Here is a 20,739-nt window from a genome sequence, read left to right as displayed (position 1 = left end):
GCCGCACCACCCCGACCACCCAGACGAACCATCGCAAGCGAATAGGTGAAGAAGCCAATGGCGAACGAAGCAAAGCTCCGTGAATATCTGAAGAAGGTCACCACGGATCTCGACGAGGCGTACCGGCGGCTGCAGGATGTCGAGGACCAGGCCCGCGAGCCGATCGCGATCGTCGCGATGAGCTGCCGCTTCGCCGGCGGCATCCGGACCCCCGAGGAGTTCTGGCAGCTGATCTCCTCGGGCGGCGACGCGCTGAGCGGGTTCCCGGCGGACCGGGGCTGGGACCTGGAGAACCTGTTCGACTCGGACCCGGACGTGCCCGGCACCTCCTACACCCGCGAGGGCGGGTTCCTCAGCGATGCGACCCGCTTCGACCCGGCGTTCTTCGGGATCTCGCCGCGTGAGGCGATGGCGATGGACCCGCAGCAGCGGCTGCTCCTGGAGACCGGCTGGGAGGCGTTCGAGCGCGCCGGCATCGACCCGGGCACCCTGCGCGGCAGCCGGACCGGCGTCTTCGCCGGTATCAACGGCTCCGACTACCTGCCCGTGGTGCTGGACGGCGACGAGGACTACGGCGGCCACCTGGGCACCGGCAACGCCGCCAGCGTGATGTCCGGCCGGCTCTCCTACACCTTCGGCCTGGAGGGCCCGGCGGTCACCGTGGACACCGCCTGCTCGGCCTCGCTGGTCGCGCTGCACCTGGCCGTCCAGGCGCTGCGGCTGGGTGAGTGCTCGCTGGCCCTGGCGGGTGGCGTCCACGTGATGTCGACCCCGGGCCTGTTCATCGAGTTCAGCCGGCAGCGCGGCCTGTCCAAGGACGGCCGCTGCCGGGCGTTCTCCTCGGACGCCGACGGCTTCGGCCCGGCCGAGGGCGTGGGCATGCTCCTGCTGGAGCGGCTCTCTGACGCGCAGCGCAACGGCCACCCCGTCCTCGCGGTGGTCCGCGGCAGCGCGATCAACCAGGACGGCGCGAGCAACGGGCTCACCGCGCCCAACGGCCCGTCGCAGCAGCGGGTGATCCGCCAGGCGCTGGCCAACGCCCGGCTCTCCAGCGACCAGGTGGACGTGGTCGAGGCGCACGGCACCGGAACCTCGCTCGGTGACCCGATCGAGGCGCAGGCGCTGCTGGCCACCTACGGCCAGGACCGGCCGCAGGAGCGGCCGTTGCTGCTCGGCTCGGTGAAGTCCAACATCGGTCACACCCAGGCCGCCGCCGGCATCGCGGGAGTGATGAAGCTGGTGATGTCGATGCAGCACGGTGTGCTGCCGCAGTCCCTGCACATCGCCGAGCCGTCGCCGCACATCGACTGGACGGCCGGCGCCGTGTCGCTGGCGCGTACCGCCACCGCCTGGCCGGAGACCGGCCGCCCGCGCCGCGCGGGCGTCTCCTCGTTCGGCTTCAGCGGCACCAACGCGCACGCCATCATCGAGCAGGCGCCCGCGGCCGTGCCGCAGGCACCGGCCGAGCCGGTGGCCGGGTCGGTGGTTCCGCCGGTGTGGGTGTTGTCGGGGAAGAGTGCGGGGGCGTTGGCGGGTCAGGCGGAGCGGTTGTTGGCTGCGCTGGGTGAGGGTGGTCCTGGTGTGGGTGATGTGGGTTGGTCGTTGGCGGTGGGTCGTGCGGCGTTGGAGCGTCGTGCGGTGGTGGTGGGTGCGGGTCGTGGGGAGTTGTTGGCGGGGTTGGGTGCGGTGGCCGGTGGGGTGATGGCGCCGGGTGTGGTGCAGGGGTCGGTTGCGGGTGGTCAGTTGGCGTTCGTGTTCCCCGGTCAGGGTTCGCAGTGGGTGGGTATGGCGGTGGAACTGCTGGACTCCTCGCCGGTGTTCGCGGCGCGGATGGGTGAGTGTGCTTCGGCGTTGGAGGCGTTCTGCGACTGGTCGCTGCTGGATGTGCTGCGCGGCGTGGAGGGCGCTCCTTCGTTGGAGCGCGTGGATGTGGTCCAGCCGGTGTTGTTCGCGGTGATGGTGTCGTTGGCGCGGGTGTGGGAGTCGCTGGGGGTGGTCCCGGAGGCGGTGGTGGGCCACTCGCAGGGTGAGATCGCGGCGGCGTGTGTGGCGGGGATCCTCTCGCTGGAGGATGCGGCGCGGGTGGTGGCGCTGCGCAGCCGGGTGATCGGCGGGGTGTTGGCTGGTGCGGGTGGGATGGTGTCGGTGGCTCTGCCGGTGGGCGGGGTGCGGGAGTTGATCGCTCGCTGGGGTGAGGAGCGGGTGTCGGTGGCGGCGGTCAACGGGCCGTCCTCGGTCGTCGTCTCGGGTGAGCCGGCGGCGCTGGAGGAGCTCCTCGCGGCGTGCGAGGCGGACGGTGTGCGGGCGCGTCGGGTGGCGGTGGACTACGCCTCGCACTCCGCGCAGGTGGAGGCGTTGCGCGCGGAGCTGTTGGAGTGCCTGGCACCCGTAGAGCCGATGGCGGCGAAGGTGCCGTTCCTGTCGACGGTGACCGGTGAGTGGGTCAAGGGCCCCGAGCTGGACGCGGGCTACTGGTTCGCGAACCTGCGCTCCACGGTCGAACTGGAGGGCGCGGTGCGCCGTTTGGTCTCCGAGGGCTTCGGTGTCTTCGTGGAGACCAGCGCCCACCCGGTGCTGACGATGGCCGTTCAGGAGACGGCGGAGGCGATGGATCGTGAGGTCGCCGCGATCGGGACGCTGCGCCGTGGTGAGGGTGGTTTGGAGCGGTTGTGGACGTCGGTGGGTGAGGCGTGGGTGCGTGGGGTGTCGGTGGACTGGCCGGCTGCCTTCGCCGGGACCGGTTCGCGCCAAGTCGCCCTCCCCACCTACGCGTTCCAGCAGCAGCGGTACTGGCCGGAGGCTGCTGCCCCCCGGGCCGTGCAGGCGGGCACGGTCGACGCCGTCGACGCCCGCTTCTGGGAGGCCGTGGAGTCCGAGGGCTGGCAGGCGCTGGCGGCCGAGTTGGCGGTTGACGGGGATCAGCCGCTGAGTGCGGTGCTGCCCGCGTTGTCCTCGTGGCGGCGGCAGAGTCGTGAGCAGTCGGTGGTGGACGGCTGGCGTTACAAGGTGACGTGGAAGGCGCTGCCGGAGCTGTCGGCCGGTCGTCTGTCGGGTGCGTGGCTGGTGGTGGTGCCGGAGCGTGTGGCGGACGGCGAGTGGGTGCGCGGCGTCGTCGCGGCGCTGGCCGAGCGCGGTGCGGAGGTGCGCACGCTGGTGCTGGGTCTGGAGGAGGAGCGCGGCACGCTGGCCGAGCGGCTGGGCGGTGAACTGAGCGGTGTTGTCTCGCTGTTGGCGTTGGACGATGTGGCGCATCCGGTGTTCGGGTCGGTTCCGGCGGGTGTGGTGGGCCAGTTGGCGCTGGTGCAGGCGTTGGGTGACGCGGGTGTGGTGGCGCCGTTGTGGTCGGTGACGTCGGGTGCGGTGTCGGTGGGCGGTGCTGATCGTCTGGCGGCGCCGGTGCAGGCGCTGGTCTGGGGTCTGGGCCGGGTGGCGGCGCTGGAGCACGGCGAGCGCTGGGGCGGTCTGCTGGACGTGCCGGCCCTTCCGGATACCCGGGCGTTGGAGCGTCTGGTGGGGGTGCTGGCGGGTGATGGTGAGGAGGATCAACTCGCCGTCCGTACGTCGGGGTTGTTCGCGCGGCGGTTGGTGCGTGCGCCGTTGGGGCAGTCGCCGGTGGTGCGTTCCTGGCGGGCGTCGGGGACGGTGTTGGTGACGGGTGGCACGGGTGCGCTGGGCGCGCGGGTGGCGCGGCGGCTGGCGGCCGAGGGGGCCGAACACCTGCTGCTGACGAGTCGTCGTGGTCTGGAGGCGCCGGGGGCGGTGGAGTTGCGGGCGGAGCTGGAGGCGTTGGGCGCCGAGGTGACGGTCGCGGCCTGCGACGTCGCCGACCGCGAGGCGCTGGCCGCGCTGCTGGACGGCATCCCGGCCGACCGGCCGCTGACCGCCGTGGTGCACACCGCCGCGGTGCTGGACGACGGTGTGATCGAGGGGCTGACGGCCGCGCAGGTGGACCGGGTCCTGAAGGTCAAGGTCGACGCGACCCTGCACCTGCACGAGCTGACCAAGCACCTCGACCTGTCCGCGTTCGTCCTCTTCTCCTCCTTCGCCGCCACCTTCGGCGCCCCCGGCCAGGGCAACCAGGCGCCGGGCAACGCCTTCCTACAGGCCTTCGCGGAGCAGCGCCGGGCCGACGGCCTGCCCGCGACCACCCTGTCCTGGGGACCGTGGGGAGACGGCGACACGGTGGGCGGTGCCATCGGCGAGCGGATGCGCCGCCACGGCATCAACGAGATGGCCTCCGAGCAGGCGCTCAACGCGCTCCAGCACGCGCTGGACCGCGACGAGACGGCGCTGACCGTCATGGACATGGAGTGGAAGCGCTTCACGCTGGCCTTCACCGCCGACCGGCGCCGCCCGCTCCTGGACGACCTGCCCGAGGCCCGCGAGGCCGTCAAGGAGATGCAGGCCGACGCGGCCGAGGACGGCCTCGGTGCCGCCGACCTGGTGCGCCGGCTCAGCGGCCTGCCGGAGACCGAGCGGGAGCGGGTGCTGCTGGAGCTGGTGCGCACCGCCGTTGCGGCCGTCCTCGGGCATGCGGGGGCCGAGCAGATCGAGGCGGGCCGCGCGTTCAAGGAGATGGGGTTCGACTCGCTGACCGCCGTCGAGCTGCGCAACCGGCTGAACGCCGCCACCGGCCTCAAGCTGCCGCCGACCCTGATCTTCGACCACCCGACCCCGGCGGCCGTGGCGGCCTGCCTGCGGGCCGAGGTGGTGCCCGACGCCGCGGCCGGCGGTGCGCCGGTGCTGGAGGAGCTCGACAAGCTCGAATCGGTGCTCGCCGCCAGCGCGCCCGACAACGTCACCCGGGCCCGCGTGACGATGCGCCTCCAGTCGCTGCTCGCGAAATGGAATGACGCGGATTCGCCGGTGACGGCCGCCGAATCTCCGGCCGGGTCCGCCGCGGCGCTGGACGTCGACGCACTCGGTTCGGCGGACGACGAGGAACTCTTCGCATTCATCAACCAGGGCCTCGGGCGGGGATGACGGGAATTCCGCTCTTGACGTCACTGTCGATGGCGGACAGGATTCTCCTCAATCTCTGAATAGCGTCGCCGTTCCCTGACCTTCTCCCTACCACCTCCGCTCGCAGGGGGTGGTAGGGGTTTGGTTAGGGGTTGTAGGCAGGGTTGGATCGGCCATAACCTCTCGCCGAGAAGTCGAGTAAATGTGGTTGTGGGTGCCAGGGTCCCGTGCTTGAGGATCCGAAAGCATATTCCGATGCCGTCTGCCGTAAATGGGTTGCGTAATGGCGAATGAAGAGACGCTGCGGGACTACCTCAAGCTGGTAACGGCGGATCTGCACCAGACTCGCCTCCGCCTGCGTGAGGCGGAAGCGAAGAATCACGATCCGATTGCCATCGTGGGCATCGGCTGTCGTTATCCCGGCGGCGTGCGGTCGCCCGAGGATCTGTGGCAGGTGGTGAGTGAGGGCGTCGACGCGGTCGGCGAGTTCCCCGTGGACCGCGGCTGGGACGTCGAGAACCTCTACCACCCGGACCCGGACCACCCCGGCACGAGCTACGTGCGCGAGGGCGGCTTCGTCCAGGACATCGCCGGGTTCGACCCCTCCCTGTTCGGCATCAGCCCGCGGGAAGCCCTCGGCATGGACCCGCAGCAGCGGCTCCTGCTGGAGACCTCCTGGGAGGCGTTCGAGCGGGCCGGGATCGACCCGACGTCGGTGCGCGGCAAGCAGATCGGCGTCTTCGTCGGCACCAGCAACCACGACTACCTCGCCGCGATCCTCAGTTCGACGGAGAACTTCGAGGGCTACTTCGGCACCGGCAACGCGGCGAGCGTGGCCTCCGGCCGGCTCTCCTACAGCTTCGGCCTGGAGGGCCCGGCCGTCACGGTCGACACCGCCTGCTCCTCGTCCCTGGTCGCGCTGCACCTGGCCGTCCAGGCGCTGCGCAACGGCGAGTGCACGCTCGCGCTGGCCGGCGGCGCGACCCTGATGTCGGCTCCCGGCACCTTCGTCGACTACAGCAAGATGCGCGGTCTCGCCTTCGACGGCCGCTCCAAGCCCTTCGCGCCCGAGGCCGACGGCTTCAGCCTGGCCGAGGGCGTCGGCGTGCTGCTGGTGGAACGGCTCTCGGACGCCCGGCGCAAGGGCCACCCGGTGCTCGCGGTGGTCCGCGGCACGGCGGTCAACCAGGACGGCGCCAGCAACGGCCTGACCTCCCCGAACGGCCCCTCCCAGCAGCGCGTCATCCTCCAGGCGCTGGCCAACGCCCGGCTCACCCCGGACCAGGTCGACGCGATCGAGGCGCACGGCACCGGCACGGCGCTCGGCGACCCGATCGAGGCCCAGGCGCTGCTGGCGACCTACGGCCAGGACCGCCCGGCGGGCCGGCCGCTGCTGCTGGGCTCCGTGAAGTCCAACATCGGCCACGCCCAGGCCGGCGCCGGCGTCGGCGGCATCATCAAGATGGTGATGGCCCTGCAGCACGGCGTGCTGCCCAAGACCCTGCACGTCACCGAGCCGACCCCGCACGTCGACTGGACGGCCGGCGAGATCGAGCTGCTGACCGAGGCGCGGGACTGGCCGCAGACCGGCGAGCCGCGCCGGGCCGGTGTCTCCTCGTTCGGCATGAGCGGCACCAACGCGCACACCATCCTCGAGCAGGCCCCGGCGGCCGACGAGGCGCCGGTCGACCCGGACGCGTCGGCGGCCGAGCCGTTCCGGCCGCCGCTGACCCCGGTGGTGCTCTCCGGCAAGAGCCAGGACGCGCTGCGGGCCCAGGCCGCGCAGCTGCGCGCCCACCTGGCCGCGCAGCCGGGCCTGGGCCTGGTCGACGTCGGCTACTCGCAGGCCGTCACCCGACCCGCGCTGGAGCGCCGCGCCGCGCTGGTGGCCGCCGACCGCGACGGCCTGCTGGCCGCGCTGGCCGCGCTGGCCGAGGGCCGCCAGGACCCCGCGCTGGTCGAGGGGCTGGCCGCCGAGGGCAAGGTCGCCTTCCTGTTCACCGGCCAGGGCAGCCAGCGCCTGGGCATGGGACGCGAACTGTCCGAGACCTACCCGGTGTTCGCCCGGGCGCTGGACGAGGTCTGCGCCCAGCTCGACCGCTTCCTCGAACGTCCGCTGAAGGACGTGCTGTTCGGCACGGACAAGGACCTGCTGGACCGCACCGGCTACACCCAGCCCGCGCTGTTCGCCGTCGAGGTGGCGCTCTTCCGGCTGCTGGAGTCCTGGGGTCTGAAGCCGGACTTCCTGTCCGGCCACTCGATCGGCGAGCTGGCCGCCGCCCACGTGGCCGGCGTCCTGTCGCTGCCGCACGCCGCGGCCCTGGTCGCGGCCCGCAGCCAGCTGATGCAGCAACTGCCCGCCGGCGGCGCCATGGTGGCGCTGCAGGCGGCCGAGTCCGAGGTGCTGCCGCTGCTCACCGAGCGGGTGAGCATCGCGGCCGTCAACGGCCCGGATTCCGTCGTCGTCGCGGGTGACGAGGACGCCGTCCTGGCCGTCGTGGCCGCCTTCGAGGGCCGCAAGAGCAAGCGCCTGACGGTCAGTCACGCCTTCCACTCGCCGCACATGGACGGCATGCTGGAGGCGTTCCGCCAGGTCGCGCAGAAGATCACCTTCCACGCCCCGAAGATCCCGATCGTCTCCAACCTCACCGGGACCCTGGTCTCCGCCGAGGAGATCACCACCCCCGACTTCTGGGTCCGGCACGTCCGCCAGGCCGTCCGCTTCCTGGACGGCGTGCGCCGGCTGGAGGAGTACGGGGTCACCACCTTCGTCGAGCTCGGCCCGGACGGCGTGCTGTCCGCGATGGCCCAGGACTGCCTGGTCGGCACGAAGAGCGGGGTCGCGGCGTTCGTGCCGACCCTGCGCGCCGACCGCAGCGAGCCGCGCACCCTGACCGACGTGCTGGCCCGGGTGCACGTGCGCGGCACCACCGTGGACTGGCAGGCCTACTACGCGCCCTGTGGCGCCACCCGCGTCGACCTGCCCACCTACGCCTTCCAGCGCCTGCGCTACTGGCCGGCCAACCCGTTCGCCGACATGGGCGAGCCCGTGGCACCCGGCACCGCCTTCGACGCGACCGACGCCCGCTTCTGGGAGGTCGTGCACAGCGAGGACCTCGCGGCCCTCGTCGACACGCTCGGCCTCGACGGCGACCAGCCGCTGAGCGCCGTGCTGCCCGCGCTCTCCGCCTGGCGCCGCCAGGGCCGGGACCGTTCCACCGTGGACGGCTGGCGCTACCGCACCACCTGGAAGCCGCTGCCGCCCGCGCCGCCCGCGCGGCTGTCCGGCAGCTGGCTGGTCCTCACCCCCGCCGGGCTGGAGGACGACGCCTGGGCGTCGGCGCCGGTCCGGATGCTGACCGAGCACGGCGCGCGGGTCCGGGTCGTCCCGGTGGACGCGACGACCGTGGACCGGGCGGCGCTGGCCGACCGGCTGCGCGCCGAGCTCGGCGCGGAGAGCGGCGTCGACGGCGTCCTGTCGCTGCTGGCCCTGGACGAGCGTCCGCACGCCGAACACCCCTCGCTCACCGCCGGTCTGACGGCCACCCTCGCGCTGGTCCAGGCGCTCGGCGACGCGGGCGTGGACGCCCGGCTCTGGGCCGCCACCCGCGGCGCGGTGTCCGTCGGCCGCACCGACCACCTCGACAGTCCCCGCCAGGCCGAGATCTGGGGCCTGGGCCGGACCGCCGCCCACGAGTACCCCGAGCGCTGGGGCGGTCTGGTCGACCTGCCGCAGACGGCCGACCGCCGCTCGCTGGCCCGGCTCGCCGAGATCCTCACGGGCTCCGGCGAGGAGGACCAGCTCGCGGTGCGCCCGCAGGGCGTCTTCGTGCGCCGGCTGGTCCGCGCCGCGCACGGCGAGAGCGCCGGCGACGCCTGGAGCACCGGTGGCACCGCACTGGTCACCGGCGGCACCGGCGCGCTCGGCGCGCACGTGGCCCGCTGGCTGGTGAGCCGCGGCGCCGAGCACCTGGTGCTGACCAGCCGTCGGGGCCCGGACGCCCCGGGCGCCGCCGAGCTGCGAGCGGAGCTGGAGGGCCTGGGCGCCCAGGTGACCGTCGCGGCCTGCGACGTCGCCGACCGCGAGGCGCTGGCCGCCCTGCTCGCCGCGATCCCCGCCGAACACCCGCTGCGCGCGGTCGTGCACGCGGCCGGCGTGCTGGACGACGGCGTGCTCGACGCGCAGACCCCGCGGCGGATCGCCGACGTGCTGCGTCCGAAGGCCGAAGCGGCCCGCAACCTCGACGAGTTGACCCGCGGCCTGGAGCTGGACGCCTTCGTGCTCTTCTCCTCGATGGCGGGCACCTTCGGTGCCGCCGGGCAGGCCAACTACACGGCGGCCAACGCCTACCTCGACGCCCTGGCCACCCAGCGCCGGGCCGAGGGCCTGTCGGCCACCTCGGTGGCCTGGGGCGCCTGGGCCGACGGTGGCATGGCCACCGACGCCACGGTCGCCGAGCGCCTTCGCCTGGCCGGACTCCCGGCCCTGGCACCCGAGTTGGCGACCGCCGCGCTGGCCACGGCGCTCGTCCTGGACGAGACCTGCCCGCTCGTGGTCGACATCGACTGGGAGCGCTTCGCCGCCGGCCTCACCGCGATCCGCCCCAACCCGTTCGTCGCCGACCTCCCCGAGGCGCAGCGCGTCGTCGCGGCCGCCCGGAGCACACCGGGCGCCGCCGACCAGGACTCCTCCCCGCTGGCGCAGCGCCTGGCGGCCGCCGGCACCGAGCAGGAGCGCGAGGACCTCGCGCTGGACTTCGTGCGGACCCAGGTCGCGGTCGTCCTCGGCCACCCCGGTCCGGACTCGGTCGAGCCCAGCCGGGCGTTCCGGGACCTCGGCTTCGACTCGCTCACCGCCGTCGAGATCCGCAACCTGCTGGGCGCGCTCACCGGCCTGCGGCTGCCCGCCACGCTGATCTTCGACTACCCGACCCCGGCCGTGCTGGCCGACTTCCTCCAGGCCGAACTGGCGGGCTCCCAGCCCTCGGTGGCCGGACCGGCGGCGCCCTCCGGCGCGGTCGCGGCGGTCGACGACCCGATCGCGATCGTCGGCATGAGCTGCCGCTTCCCCGGCGGCGTCGCCTCCCCCGAGGAGCTCTGGCAGCTGCTGGCCGCCGGCCGTGACGCGGTCGGCGGCATGCCCCAGGACCGGGGCTGGGACCTGGAGGCGCTCTACGACCCCGAGTCCCAGGCGGAGAACTCCACCTATGTGCGGGAGGGCGGCTTCCTCGCGGACGTCGCCGGGTTCGACCCGACGTTCTTCGGGATCTCGCCGCGCGAGGCCCTGGCCATGGACCCGCAGCAGCGCCTGCTGCTGGAGACCTCCTGGGAGGCCTTCGAGCGGGCCGGCATCGACCCGACCACGCTGCGCGGTCAGCAGGTGGGCGTCTTCGCGGGCACCAACGGCCAGGACTACCTGCCGGTGATCCTCGGCGCCCCGGACGGTTCGGAGGGCTTCCTCGGCACCGGCAACGCGGCCAGCGTGCTGTCCGGCCGGGTCTCCTACGCGCTGGGCCTGGAGGGCCCGGCGGTCACCGTCGACACCGCGTGCTCGTCCTCGTTGGTCGCGCTGCACTGGGCGATCCAGGCGCTGCGCAGCGGTGAGTGCACGCTCGCCCTCGCCGGCGGTGTCACCGTGATGTCCACCCCGTCCTCCTTCATCGACTTCAGCCGCCAGCGCGGGCTTGCCGCCGACGGCCGGATCAAGGCCTTCGCAGCCGGGGCCGACGGCACCGGCTGGGGCGAGGGCATCGGCATGCTGCTCGTCGAGCGGCTCTCCGACGCACGCCGCAACGGGCACCCGGTGCTCGCGGTGGTGCGCGGCAGCGCGATCAACCAGGACGGCGCGAGCAACGGGCTCACCGCCCCGAACGGGCCGTCCCAGCAGCGCGTCATCCGCCAGGCGCTGGCGAGTGCCGGCCTGACGACCGCCGACGTGGACGCGGTCGAGGCGCACGGCACCGGAACCAAGCTCGGCGATCCGATCGAGGCCCAGGCCCTGCTGGCCACCTACGGTCGCGACCGCGACGCCGATCAGCCGCTGCTGCTCGGCTCGATCAAGTCCAACTTCGGTCACACGCAGGCCGCCGCCGGTGTCGCGGGCATCATCAAGATGGTCCTCGCCATGCAGCACGGCGTGCTGCCGCAGACCCTGAACGTGGACGCGCCGTCGCCGCACGTGGACTGGTCGGCGGGCGCGGTCGAGCTGCTGACCGAGGCCCGGCCGTGGCCGGAGACCGGGCGCCCGCGCCGCGCGGGCGTCTCGTCCTTCGGCATCAGCGGCACCAACGCGCACACCATCATCGAGCAGGCCCCGGCCGTCGAGGCCGAGCCGCCCACCGACGTGGCGCCGCCGCAGGCCGGGCTGCCGCTCTGGGTGCTCTCCGCCAAGACCCCGCAGGCCCTGCGCGAGCAGGCCGCGCGGCTGCGCACGCACCTCGGCCTGCACCTCGAACCGACCGACACCGACGTCGCGTTCACGCTCGCCACCCGCCGCTCGGCCTTCGAGCAGCGGGCCGCGATCGGCGCCGAGGACCGCGCCGGCTTCCTGGCCGGCCTCGACGCGCTGGCCTCCGGTGACACGGCCGCCGGCCTGGTCGAGGGCGCGGTGGCCGGTGGCAGGACGGCCTTCCTCTTCACCGGCCAGGGCAGTCAGCGGCTCGGCATGGGGCGTGAACTGTACGACGCCTACCCGGTGTTCGCCGACGCGCTGGACGAGGTCTGCGCGCATCTCGAACTGCCCCTGCGGGACGTGCTGTTCGGCGACGACGCCGAGGCGCTGAACCGGACCGAGTTCACCCAGCCGGCGTTGTTCGCGGTGGAGGTGGCGCTGTTCCGGCTGGTTGAGGCGTGGGGTCTGAAGCCGGACTTCCTGTCCGGTCACTCGATCGGTGAGATCGCCGCCGCGCACGTCGCGGGTGTGCTGTCGCTGGCGGATGCCTGCACGCTGGTGGCCGCCCGTGGCCGTCTGATGCAGGAACTGCCCGCCGGTGGCGCGATGGTGGCGATCCAGGCCACCGAGGACGAGGTGCTGCCGCTGCTGACCGGTCGGGTGAGCATCGCGGCCGTGAACGGTCCGAACTCGCTGGTGATCGCTGGTGACGAGGACGAGGTCCTGGCCGTCGTGGCCGCCTTCGAGGGTCGCAAGAGCAAGCGCCTGACCGTCAGCCACGCGTTCCACTCGCCGTTGATGGAGCCGATGCTCGACGCCTTCCGTGAGGTCGTCGAGGGCCTGACGTTCCACGCGCCGAAGATCCCGATCGTCTCCAACCTGACCGGCGCCCTGGCGACGGCGGAGGAAGTCGGCTCCGCCGACTTCTGGGTCCGCCACGTGCGCGAGGCCGTGCGCTTCCTCGACGGTATCCGCAGCCTCGAAGCGCAGGGCGTCACGACCTTCGTCGAGCTCGGCCCGGACGGCGTGCTCTCCGCGCTGGCGCAGGAGTGCGTCACCGGCGACGAGCACGCCTTCGTGCCGGTGCTGCGCAAGGGCCGCCCCGAGGCCGAGTCGCTGGCGGCGGCCGTCGCCCGGCTGTATGTCGGCGGCGTGGCGGCGGACTGGGAGGCCGTCTTCGCCGGCACCGGCGCCGGTCAGGTCGAGCTGCCCACCTACGCCTTCCAGCACGAGCGGTACTGGCCGAAGCTGTCCTCGCTCTTCCTCGGCGACGTCGCCGCCGTGGGCCTGGGCGAGGCCGAGCACCCGTTGCTCGCGGCGAGTGCCGAACTGCCCGACGTGGACGGGATGCTGTTCACCGCGCGGCTGGCGCTGGCGACCCATCCCTGGCTCGCGGACCACACCATCATGGGCACCGTCCTGCTCCCGGGCACCGCGTTCGTGGAACTGGCGATCCGGGCGGGCGACCAGCTGGGCTGCGACCACCTCGAAGAACTGACCCTGGAAGCCCCGCTGGTGCTGCCCGAGCAGGGCGGCGTCCAGCTACGCCTGATGGTCGGCGCGGCGGACGAGGCGGGCCGGCGCACGCTGACGCTGCACTCCCGCCAGGAGGGCCTCCCGGCCGAGGAGCCGTGGACCCGGCACGCCAGCGGCGTGGTGAGCGCCGAGGCGCAGCCGCAGCCGTCCTTCGAGCTGGCCCAGTGGCCCCCGGCGGGCGCGGTCGAGGTGGAACTCGGCGACCGCTACGGCCAGTTGCTGGACATCGGCTTCGCCTACGGCCCGGCGTTCCAGGGCCTGCGGCAGGCCTGGCGGCGCGACGGCGAGATCTTCGCCGAGGTGCTGCTGCCCGAGGGTGCCCAGGACGAGGCCGGCCGCTTCGGCCTGCACCCCGCCCTGCTGGACTCCGCCCTGCACGCCATCGGTCTGGGCGGGCTCGGCGACACCGGGGGACAGGGGCGGCTCCCGTTCGCCTGGAGCGGGGTCTCCCTGCACGCGAGCGGCGCCTCCGCGCTGCGCGTCCACCTGGTGGCGTCGGGTACCGACCGGGTGCGGCTGGAGATCGCCGACGCCACCGGCGCGCCGGTGGCCACCGTCGCGGAGCTCGGTCTGCGCCCGGTCTCGGCCGAGCAACTGCGCACCGCACGGGCCGCGTTCCACGAGTCGCTGTTCACCCTCGACTGGACCGCGTTGACCCCCCTCGTGGAGCCGGCCGCGCCGGCCGGCACCGGCTGGGTGGCGCTGGGCGCCGCCGACGCCGCGCTGCGCGGCTGCGGCGTGCCGGTCACGGCCTTCGCCGGTCTCGACGCACTGGCCCAGTCCGGCACTCCCGTACCGGAGTTGGTCTTCGTCACGCCCTCGGTCGAGGGAGCGGACGAGGTGGCCGGTGCCACGCACCTGGCCACGGCCCGCATGCTGACGCTCGTCCAGGAGTGGCTGGGCGACCAGCGGTTCGCCGACGCGCGCCTGGTGGTGCTGACCTCGGGTGCCCTGGCCACGACCGCCGGTGAGCCGGTGGACGACCTGGCCGGCGCGGCGGTGTGGGGTCTGCTGCGCTCCGCGCAGTCGGAGAACCCGGACCGCTTCGTCCTGCTGGACCTGGACGGTTCGGCCGAGTCGCTGCGGGCCCTGCCCGCCGCGCTGGCCTCCGGTGAGCCGCAGTTGGCGCTGCGTGCCGGTGTGCCGAGCACGCCGAGGCTGGCCCGGGTGCCGGTGGACCCGCAGGCCGAGCAGGCCTGGACCCCCGCCCCCGACGGCACGGTGCTGATCACCGGCGCCTCCGGCTCGCTGGGCGGCCTGGTCGCCCGGCACGTGGTGGCCGAGTACGGCGTGCGCCGCCTGCTGCTGGTCAGCCGGCGCGGCGCCGCGGCCGAGGGCGCCGCCGAACTCACTGCCGAGCTGGCCGAGTCGGGCGCCGAGGCGAGCTGGGCGGCCTGCGACGTGGCGGACCGCGAGGCGCTGGCCGCCCTGCTGGCCGGCATCGACCCCGCGCACCCGCTGACCGCCGTGCTGCACACCGCCGGTGTGCTGGACGACGGCGTGATCGGCTCCCTGACGCCCGAGCGGGTCGACCGGGTGCTGCGTCCCAAGGTGGACGCCGCCTGGAACCTGCACGAGCTGACGCAGGACGCCGAGCTCTCCGCGTTCGTCCTGTTCTCCTCGTCCTCCGGCGTCTTCGGCGGTCCGGGGCAGGGCAACTACGCCGCGGCCAACGTCTTCCTGGACGCGCTGGCCCAGCACCGGGCGGCCCGCGGCCAGGCCGCGAGCGCACTGGCCTGGGGCCTGTGGGCGGGCTCGGGCATGGGCGGCGGCCTGGACGAGGCCGACGTCAGCCGGATGCGGCGCGCCGGACTCCCGCCGCTGCCGGTGTCGGAGGGCCTGACGCTGCTCGACACCGCCCTGCGGGTCGGCGCGGCCGCGCTCGTCCCGATGCGGGTGGACACCGCCGCCCTGCGCGGCCCGGCGGCGGCGGGCGCGATCTCGCCGCTGCTGCGCGGGCTGGTCCGGGTGCCCGTGCGGCGCGCGGCGCAGGCCGCCACCGCCGACGGCGCCTCGGGCCCGGCCCAGCGGCTCGTCGGACTCTCCGAGGCCGAGCAGGAGCGCCTGCTGCTGGACCTGGTGCGCTCGGCGGTCGCGACCGTGCTCGGCTACGCCGGCCCGGAGACCATCGGCTCCGGCCGGGCGTTCAAGGAGCTGGGCTTCGACTCGCTCACCGCCGTCGAACTGCGCAACCACCTCAACTCGCTCACCGGGCTGCGCCTGCCGGCCACGCTGGTCTTCGACTACCCGGACCCCACCGTGCTCGCCCGCCACCTGCGGGCCGAGCTGCTCGGCACCGCGTCGGCCGCCCGCACCCCGGTGGCCGTGGCGGCACTCTCCGACGACGAGCCGATCGCCATCGTCGCGATGAGCTGCCGCTACCCCGGCGGCGTGCGGACTCCCGAGGACCTGTGGCAGATGCTCGCCGCGGGCAGCGACGGGATCTCGCTCCTCCCCGACAACCGCGGCTGGGACCTCGACGGCCTCTACGACCCGGACCCGGACTCCCAGGGCACCTCCTACGCACGGGAGGGCGGCTTCCTGCACGACGCCGCCGACTTCGACCCGGCGTTCTTCGGGATCTCGCCGCGTGAGGCGCTGGCGATGGACCCGCAGCAGCGCCTGCTGCTGGAGACCACCTGGGAGGCCTTCGAGCGGGCCGGCATCGACCCGCTGTCGGTGCGCGGCAGCCAGACCGGCGTCTTCGCCGGCGTGATGTACCACGACTACGGCTCGCGCCTGCACGCCGTGCCGGACGAGGTCGAGGGCTACCTCGGCACCGGCAGCTCCAGCAGCGTCGTGTCGGGCCGGGTCGCCTACACCTTCGGCCTGGAGGGTCCGGCCGTCACGGTCGACACCGCGTGCTCCTCCTCGCTGGTCGCACTCCACCTCGCGGCGCAGGCGCTGCGCAGCGGCGAGTGCTCGCTCGCGCTGGCCGGCGGCGTCACGGTGATGTTCACACCGGGGACGTTCATCGAGTTCAGCCGCCAGCGCGGGCTGGCCGCCGACGGCCGGTGCAAGTCCTTCGCCGCGGCGGCGGACGGCACCGGCTGGGGCGAGGGCGCCGGCATGCTGCTCCTGGAACGGCTCTCCGACGCCCGCAAGAACGGCCACCAGGTGCTGGCGGTCGTCAAGGGCAGCGCGGTCAACCAGGACGGCGCGAGCAACGGGCTGACCGCGCCCAACGGCCCCTCGCAGCAGCGCGTGATCCGTCAGGCGCTGGCCAACGCCGGGCTCTCCAGCGACCAGGTGGACGTGGTCGAGGCGCACGGCACCGGTACCCGGCTGGGTGACCCGATCGAGGCCCAGGCCCTGCTGGCCACCTACGGCCAGGACCGCGACGCGCACCAGCCGCTCTGGCTGGGCTCCGTGAAGTCCAACCTCGGGCACACCCAGGCCGCCTCGGGCGTCGCCGGCGTGATCAAGATGGTGCTGTCCATGCGGCACGGCGTGCTGCCCAAGACCCTGCACGTGGACGCGCCCTCGCCGCACGTCGAGTGGGCCGCCGGCGCGGTCGCGCTGCTCACCGAGCAGCGGGACTGGCCGCAGACCGGCCGTCCGCGCCGGGCCGGCGTCTCCTCCTTCGGCATCAGCGGGACCAACGCGCACGCCATCATCGAGCAGGCGCCGCCCGTCCTCGCAGGTGAGGACGAGGGCGAGAGCGACGGCGACCGTGGCACCGGGCCGGCCTTCGTGCCCGTGCTGCTCTCCGCGCGCGGTGAGGACGGCCTGCGGGCCCAGGCCCAGCGCCTGCGCTCCCGGATCACCGCCGAGTCCTCCCTCCTGGACATCGGCTACTCGCTGGCGACCACCCGCTCCGCCCTGGAACACCGGGCCGCGCTGGTGGCCGACAGCCACGACACGGCGCTGCGCGCGCTGGAGGCGCTGAGCCGGGGCGAGTCCGGCCCGGCCGACGCGCAGGTGCTGCGCGGCATCGCGACCGAGGGCAAGACGGCGTTCCTGTTCACCGGCCAGGGGAGTCAGCGGCTCGGGATGGGGCGTGAACTGTACGACGCCTACCCGGTGTTCGCGGCTGCGTTGGACGCGGTCTGTGCGGAGTTCGAACTGCCGCTGAGGGATGTGTTGTTCGGTGATGACGCCGAGGCGTTGAACCGGACGGAGTTCACTCAGCCGGCGTTGTTCGCGGTGGAGGTGGCGCTGTTCCGGCTGGTTGAGGCGTGGGGTCTGAAGCCGGACTTCCTGTCGGGTCATTCGATCGGTGAGATCGCTGCCGCGCATGTGGCGGGCGTGTTCTCGCTGGCGGATGCCTGCACGCTGGTGGCCGCTCGTGGCCGTCTGATGCAGGAACTGCCGTCCGGTGGTGCGATGGTGGCGTTGCAGGCGACGGAGGCGGAGGTGCTTCCGCTGCTTACCGAGCGGGTGAGCATCGCCGCTGTCAACGGTCCGAACTCGCTGGTGATCGCTGGTGACGAGGACGAGGTCCTGGCCATTGCGGCCGGTCGCAAGAGCAAGCGCCTGACCGTCAGCCACGCGTTCCACTCGCCGCTGATGGAGCCGATGCTCGCGGACTTCCGCAAGCTCGCCGAGGGCCTGACCTACCACGCGCCGAAGATCCCGATCGTCTCCAACCTGACCGGCGCCCTGGCGACGGCGGAGGAAGTCGGCTCCGCCGACTTCTGGGTCCGGCACGTCCGCGACACCGTCCGCTTCCTCGACGGCGTCCGGGTGCTCGAAGCGCAGGGCGTCACCACCTTCGTCGAGCTCGGCCCGGACGGCGTGCTCTCCGCGCTGGCGCAGGAGTGCGTCACCGGCGACGGGCACGCCTTCGTCCCCGCGCTGCGGACCGGCAGCCCGGAGGCCCGCACGCTGGCCACCGTGCTCGCCCAGGCCCACGTGCGGGGCGTCCCGGTGGATTGGACTGCCCTCTACGCCGGGCACGGCGCCCGGCGGGTGGAGCTGCCGACCTACCCGTTCCAGCGCCAGCGCTACTGGTTGGACGTCGGCGTCTCCTTCGAGGACGTCGCGCTGGCGGGCCTGGAGCCCGCGGGCCACCCCCTGCTCGGTGCGGCGGTCGAACTCCCGGACTCCGGCGGCTTCGTGTTCACCGGCCGGCTCTCGCTGCACACGCACCCGTGGCTCGCCGACCACGCCGTCCTGGACACCGTCCTGCTGCCCGGCACCGCGTTCGTGGAGCTGGCCCTGCGGGCCGGCGCCGAGGTCGGCTGCGACACGGTCGAGGAACTGACCCTGGAAGCACCGCTGGTGCTGCCCGAGCAGGGCGCCGTCCAGCTCCGGCTGGGGCTCGCGGCGGCCGACCAGGACGGGCGGCGCGCGCTCACCCTGCACTCCCGCCAGGAGTTGGTCGACCCCGCCGAACCGTGGACCCGGCACGCCGGCGGCTTCCTCGCCACCGGCGCCCAGCCCGCGGCGCCGTCCGAGGCGTTCGACCTGAGCTCCTGGCCGCCGCCCGGCGCCACCGCGCTGGACACCGGCGACTTCTACCAGCGGGCGGCCGGGGCCGGCCTCGGCTACGGTCCGGTGTTCCAGGGCCTGCACGCCGCCTGGCGGCTCGGCGACGACCTGTTCGGCGAGATCCGGCTCCCGCAGGGCTTCGACGCCCAGGCCGCCGCATTCGCCCTGCACCCGGCCCTGCTGGACGCCGCCCTGCACACCCTCGGCCTCCAGGACACCGACGCGCCCGCCGAGCAGGAGACCGGCGCACGACTGCCGTTCGCCTGGACCGGGATCCGGCTGCACGCCGGCGGCGCGGCCTCGCTGCGGGTCCGGGTCAGCCCGGCCGGCTCCGGCGGCGTGTCGCTCCAGGTCGCGGACGCCACCGGCGCCGCCGTGGCCGCCATCGGCGGCCTGGTGCTGCGCCCGCTGTCGGCCGAACAGCTCAACGCCTCCCGCACCGCCCACCAGGAGTCCCTGTTCCGGCCCGAGTGGACGGCGCTCGCGCCGCTCACCGCCGGGCCGGACGAACGCCGGGTGCTGCTGGGCACGGGCGCGGCGTCGTTCACGCTCCCCGGGGAACGGCTCGACTCCTACCCGGACCTCGCGGCGCTCGCCGACGCGGTGGACCGGACCGGGACCGCCCCGGAGCTGGTCCTGCTGCCGCTCGTGCCACCGGCCCCCCGGTCGGGGAGCGGGCTGCCCGACGCCGCCCGGGCCGCCGCCCGGGAGGCGCTGGACCTGGTCCAGCGCTGGCTGGCGGACCAGCGGTTCGCCGACGCGCGGCTCGTCCTGGTGACCCGTCACGCGGTCGCCGTCCGCTCCGGCGAGGACATCGCCGATCTGGTGCACAGCACGGTCTGGGGCCTGCTCCGCTCGGCGCAGTCGGAGAACCCGGGACGCTTCGTCCTGGTCGACACCGACGGCGACGACCTCTCCCAGCGGGCCCTGACCGCCGCGATCGCCACCGGTGAGCCGCAGCTCGCGCTGCGGGCCGGCACCGCGCACGCCTTCCGGCTGGCCCGGGTCGCGGCACCGGCCACCGCCGCCGACGCCACCGCCACCGACGCCGCGTTCGGCCCGTACGGCACCGTGCTGGTCACCGGCGCGGGCGGCACGCTGGGCGGCCTGTTCGCCCGGCACCTGGTCACCCGACACGGCGTCCGGCAGCTGCTGCTCACCGGACGACGCGGCGAACAGACCCCCGGCGCCGCCGAACTCACCGCCGAGCTCCGCACGTTGGGCGCCGAGGTGAGCTGGGCGGCCTGTGACGCGGCGGACCGCGAGGCGCTGGCCGCCGTGCTGGCCGCCGTCCCCGCCGAGCACCCGCTCACCGGCGTCGTGCACATCGCCGGCGTCCTGGACGACGGCGTGATCAGCTCGCTGACCGCCGAGCGGATCGACGCGGTGCTGCGCCCGAAGGTGGACGCCGCCTGGAACCTGCACGAGCTGACGCGGGAGAGCGACCTCACGGCCTTCGTGGTGTTCTCCTCCGCCGCCGGTGTGTTCGGCAGCTCGGGGCAGGGCAACTACGCCGCCGCCAACACCTTCCTGGACGCCCTCGCCCAGCACCGCGCCGCCCAGGGCCTCCCGGCCGGCTCGCTGGCCTGGGGCCTGTGGGAGGCGGCCGGCGGCATGGCGGGCAGCCTCAACGAGGCCGAGCTGACCCGGATCGCCCGGGGCGGCTATCCCGCGCTGCCGCAGACCGAGGGCCTGGAGCTCTTCGACGCGGCCGGTGCGTCGGGTGAACCGGTGCTGGTGCCGATCAGGATCGACACCACGGTCCTGCGCGGCCAGGCCGCCGCCGGACTTCTGCCGTCGCTGTTGCGCGGTCTGGTCCGGATGCCGGTCCGCCGGGCCGCCGAGAGCGGCACCGCGGCCGCTGCGGCCGGTGCCGTCGGCGCGGGCTCGCTGGCCGAGCGGCTCGGCGCCCTGACGCCGGTCGAACGCGACCGCGTGCTGCTGGAGTTGGTGCGCACCCAGGTCGCCGCTGTGCTCGGGCACGGCGGACCGGACGACGTCGACTCCGGTCGGGGCTTCCTCGACCTCGGCTTCGACTCGCTCACCGCCGTGGATCTGCGCAACCGCCTGGGAGCGGCCGCCGGCCTGCGCCTGCCGGTCACGCTGATCTTCGACTACCCGACTCCCACCGCCCTCGCCGGCTACCTGCGCGAGGAACTCGCCACGGACAGCGCACCCGCGCACCAGTCCGTGCACACCGAGCTCGACAAGCTGGCCGGGCTCCTCGCCACGATCGGGACGGACGACCTCGAACGCCCCGGCATCACCTCGCGCCTGCGCGATCTCCTGTCGAAGTGGAATGAAACGCAAAGTGCAACGGACGGCGCTGCCGATGACCGCGAGATCCAGTCGGCGACAGCAGACGAGATCTTCGACCTCCTCGACGACGAGCTCGGGCTCGCGTGACCTGTTCCTGC

General features: G+C 74.0%; 2 protein-coding genes. Both read left to right on the top strand.

From position 1 onward, the window contains the following. Positions 1-57 precede the first annotated feature (57 nt). Positions 58-4,983, top strand: a complete 4,926-nt coding sequence (locus tag BS80_RS11980; protein WP_035796303.1) for a type I polyketide synthase — start codon at positions 58-60, stop codon at positions 4,981-4,983. A 280-nt stretch (positions 4,984-5,263) separates the two neighbouring features. After that, positions 5,264-20,728, top strand: a complete 15,465-nt coding sequence (locus tag BS80_RS11975) for a type I polyketide synthase (protein WP_232246481.1) — start codon at positions 5,264-5,266, stop codon at positions 20,726-20,728. Positions 20,729-20,739 lie beyond the last annotated feature (11 nt).

The organism is Kitasatospora mediocidica KCTC 9733 (assembly GCF_000744225.1).
GTDB classification, from domain to species: Bacteria; Actinomycetota; Actinomycetes; order Streptomycetales; family Streptomycetaceae; genus Kitasatospora; species Kitasatospora mediocidica.
The sequence above is the reverse complement of the archived record's forward strand: the minus strand, read 5'-3'. Positions and strand labels throughout refer to the sequence as shown.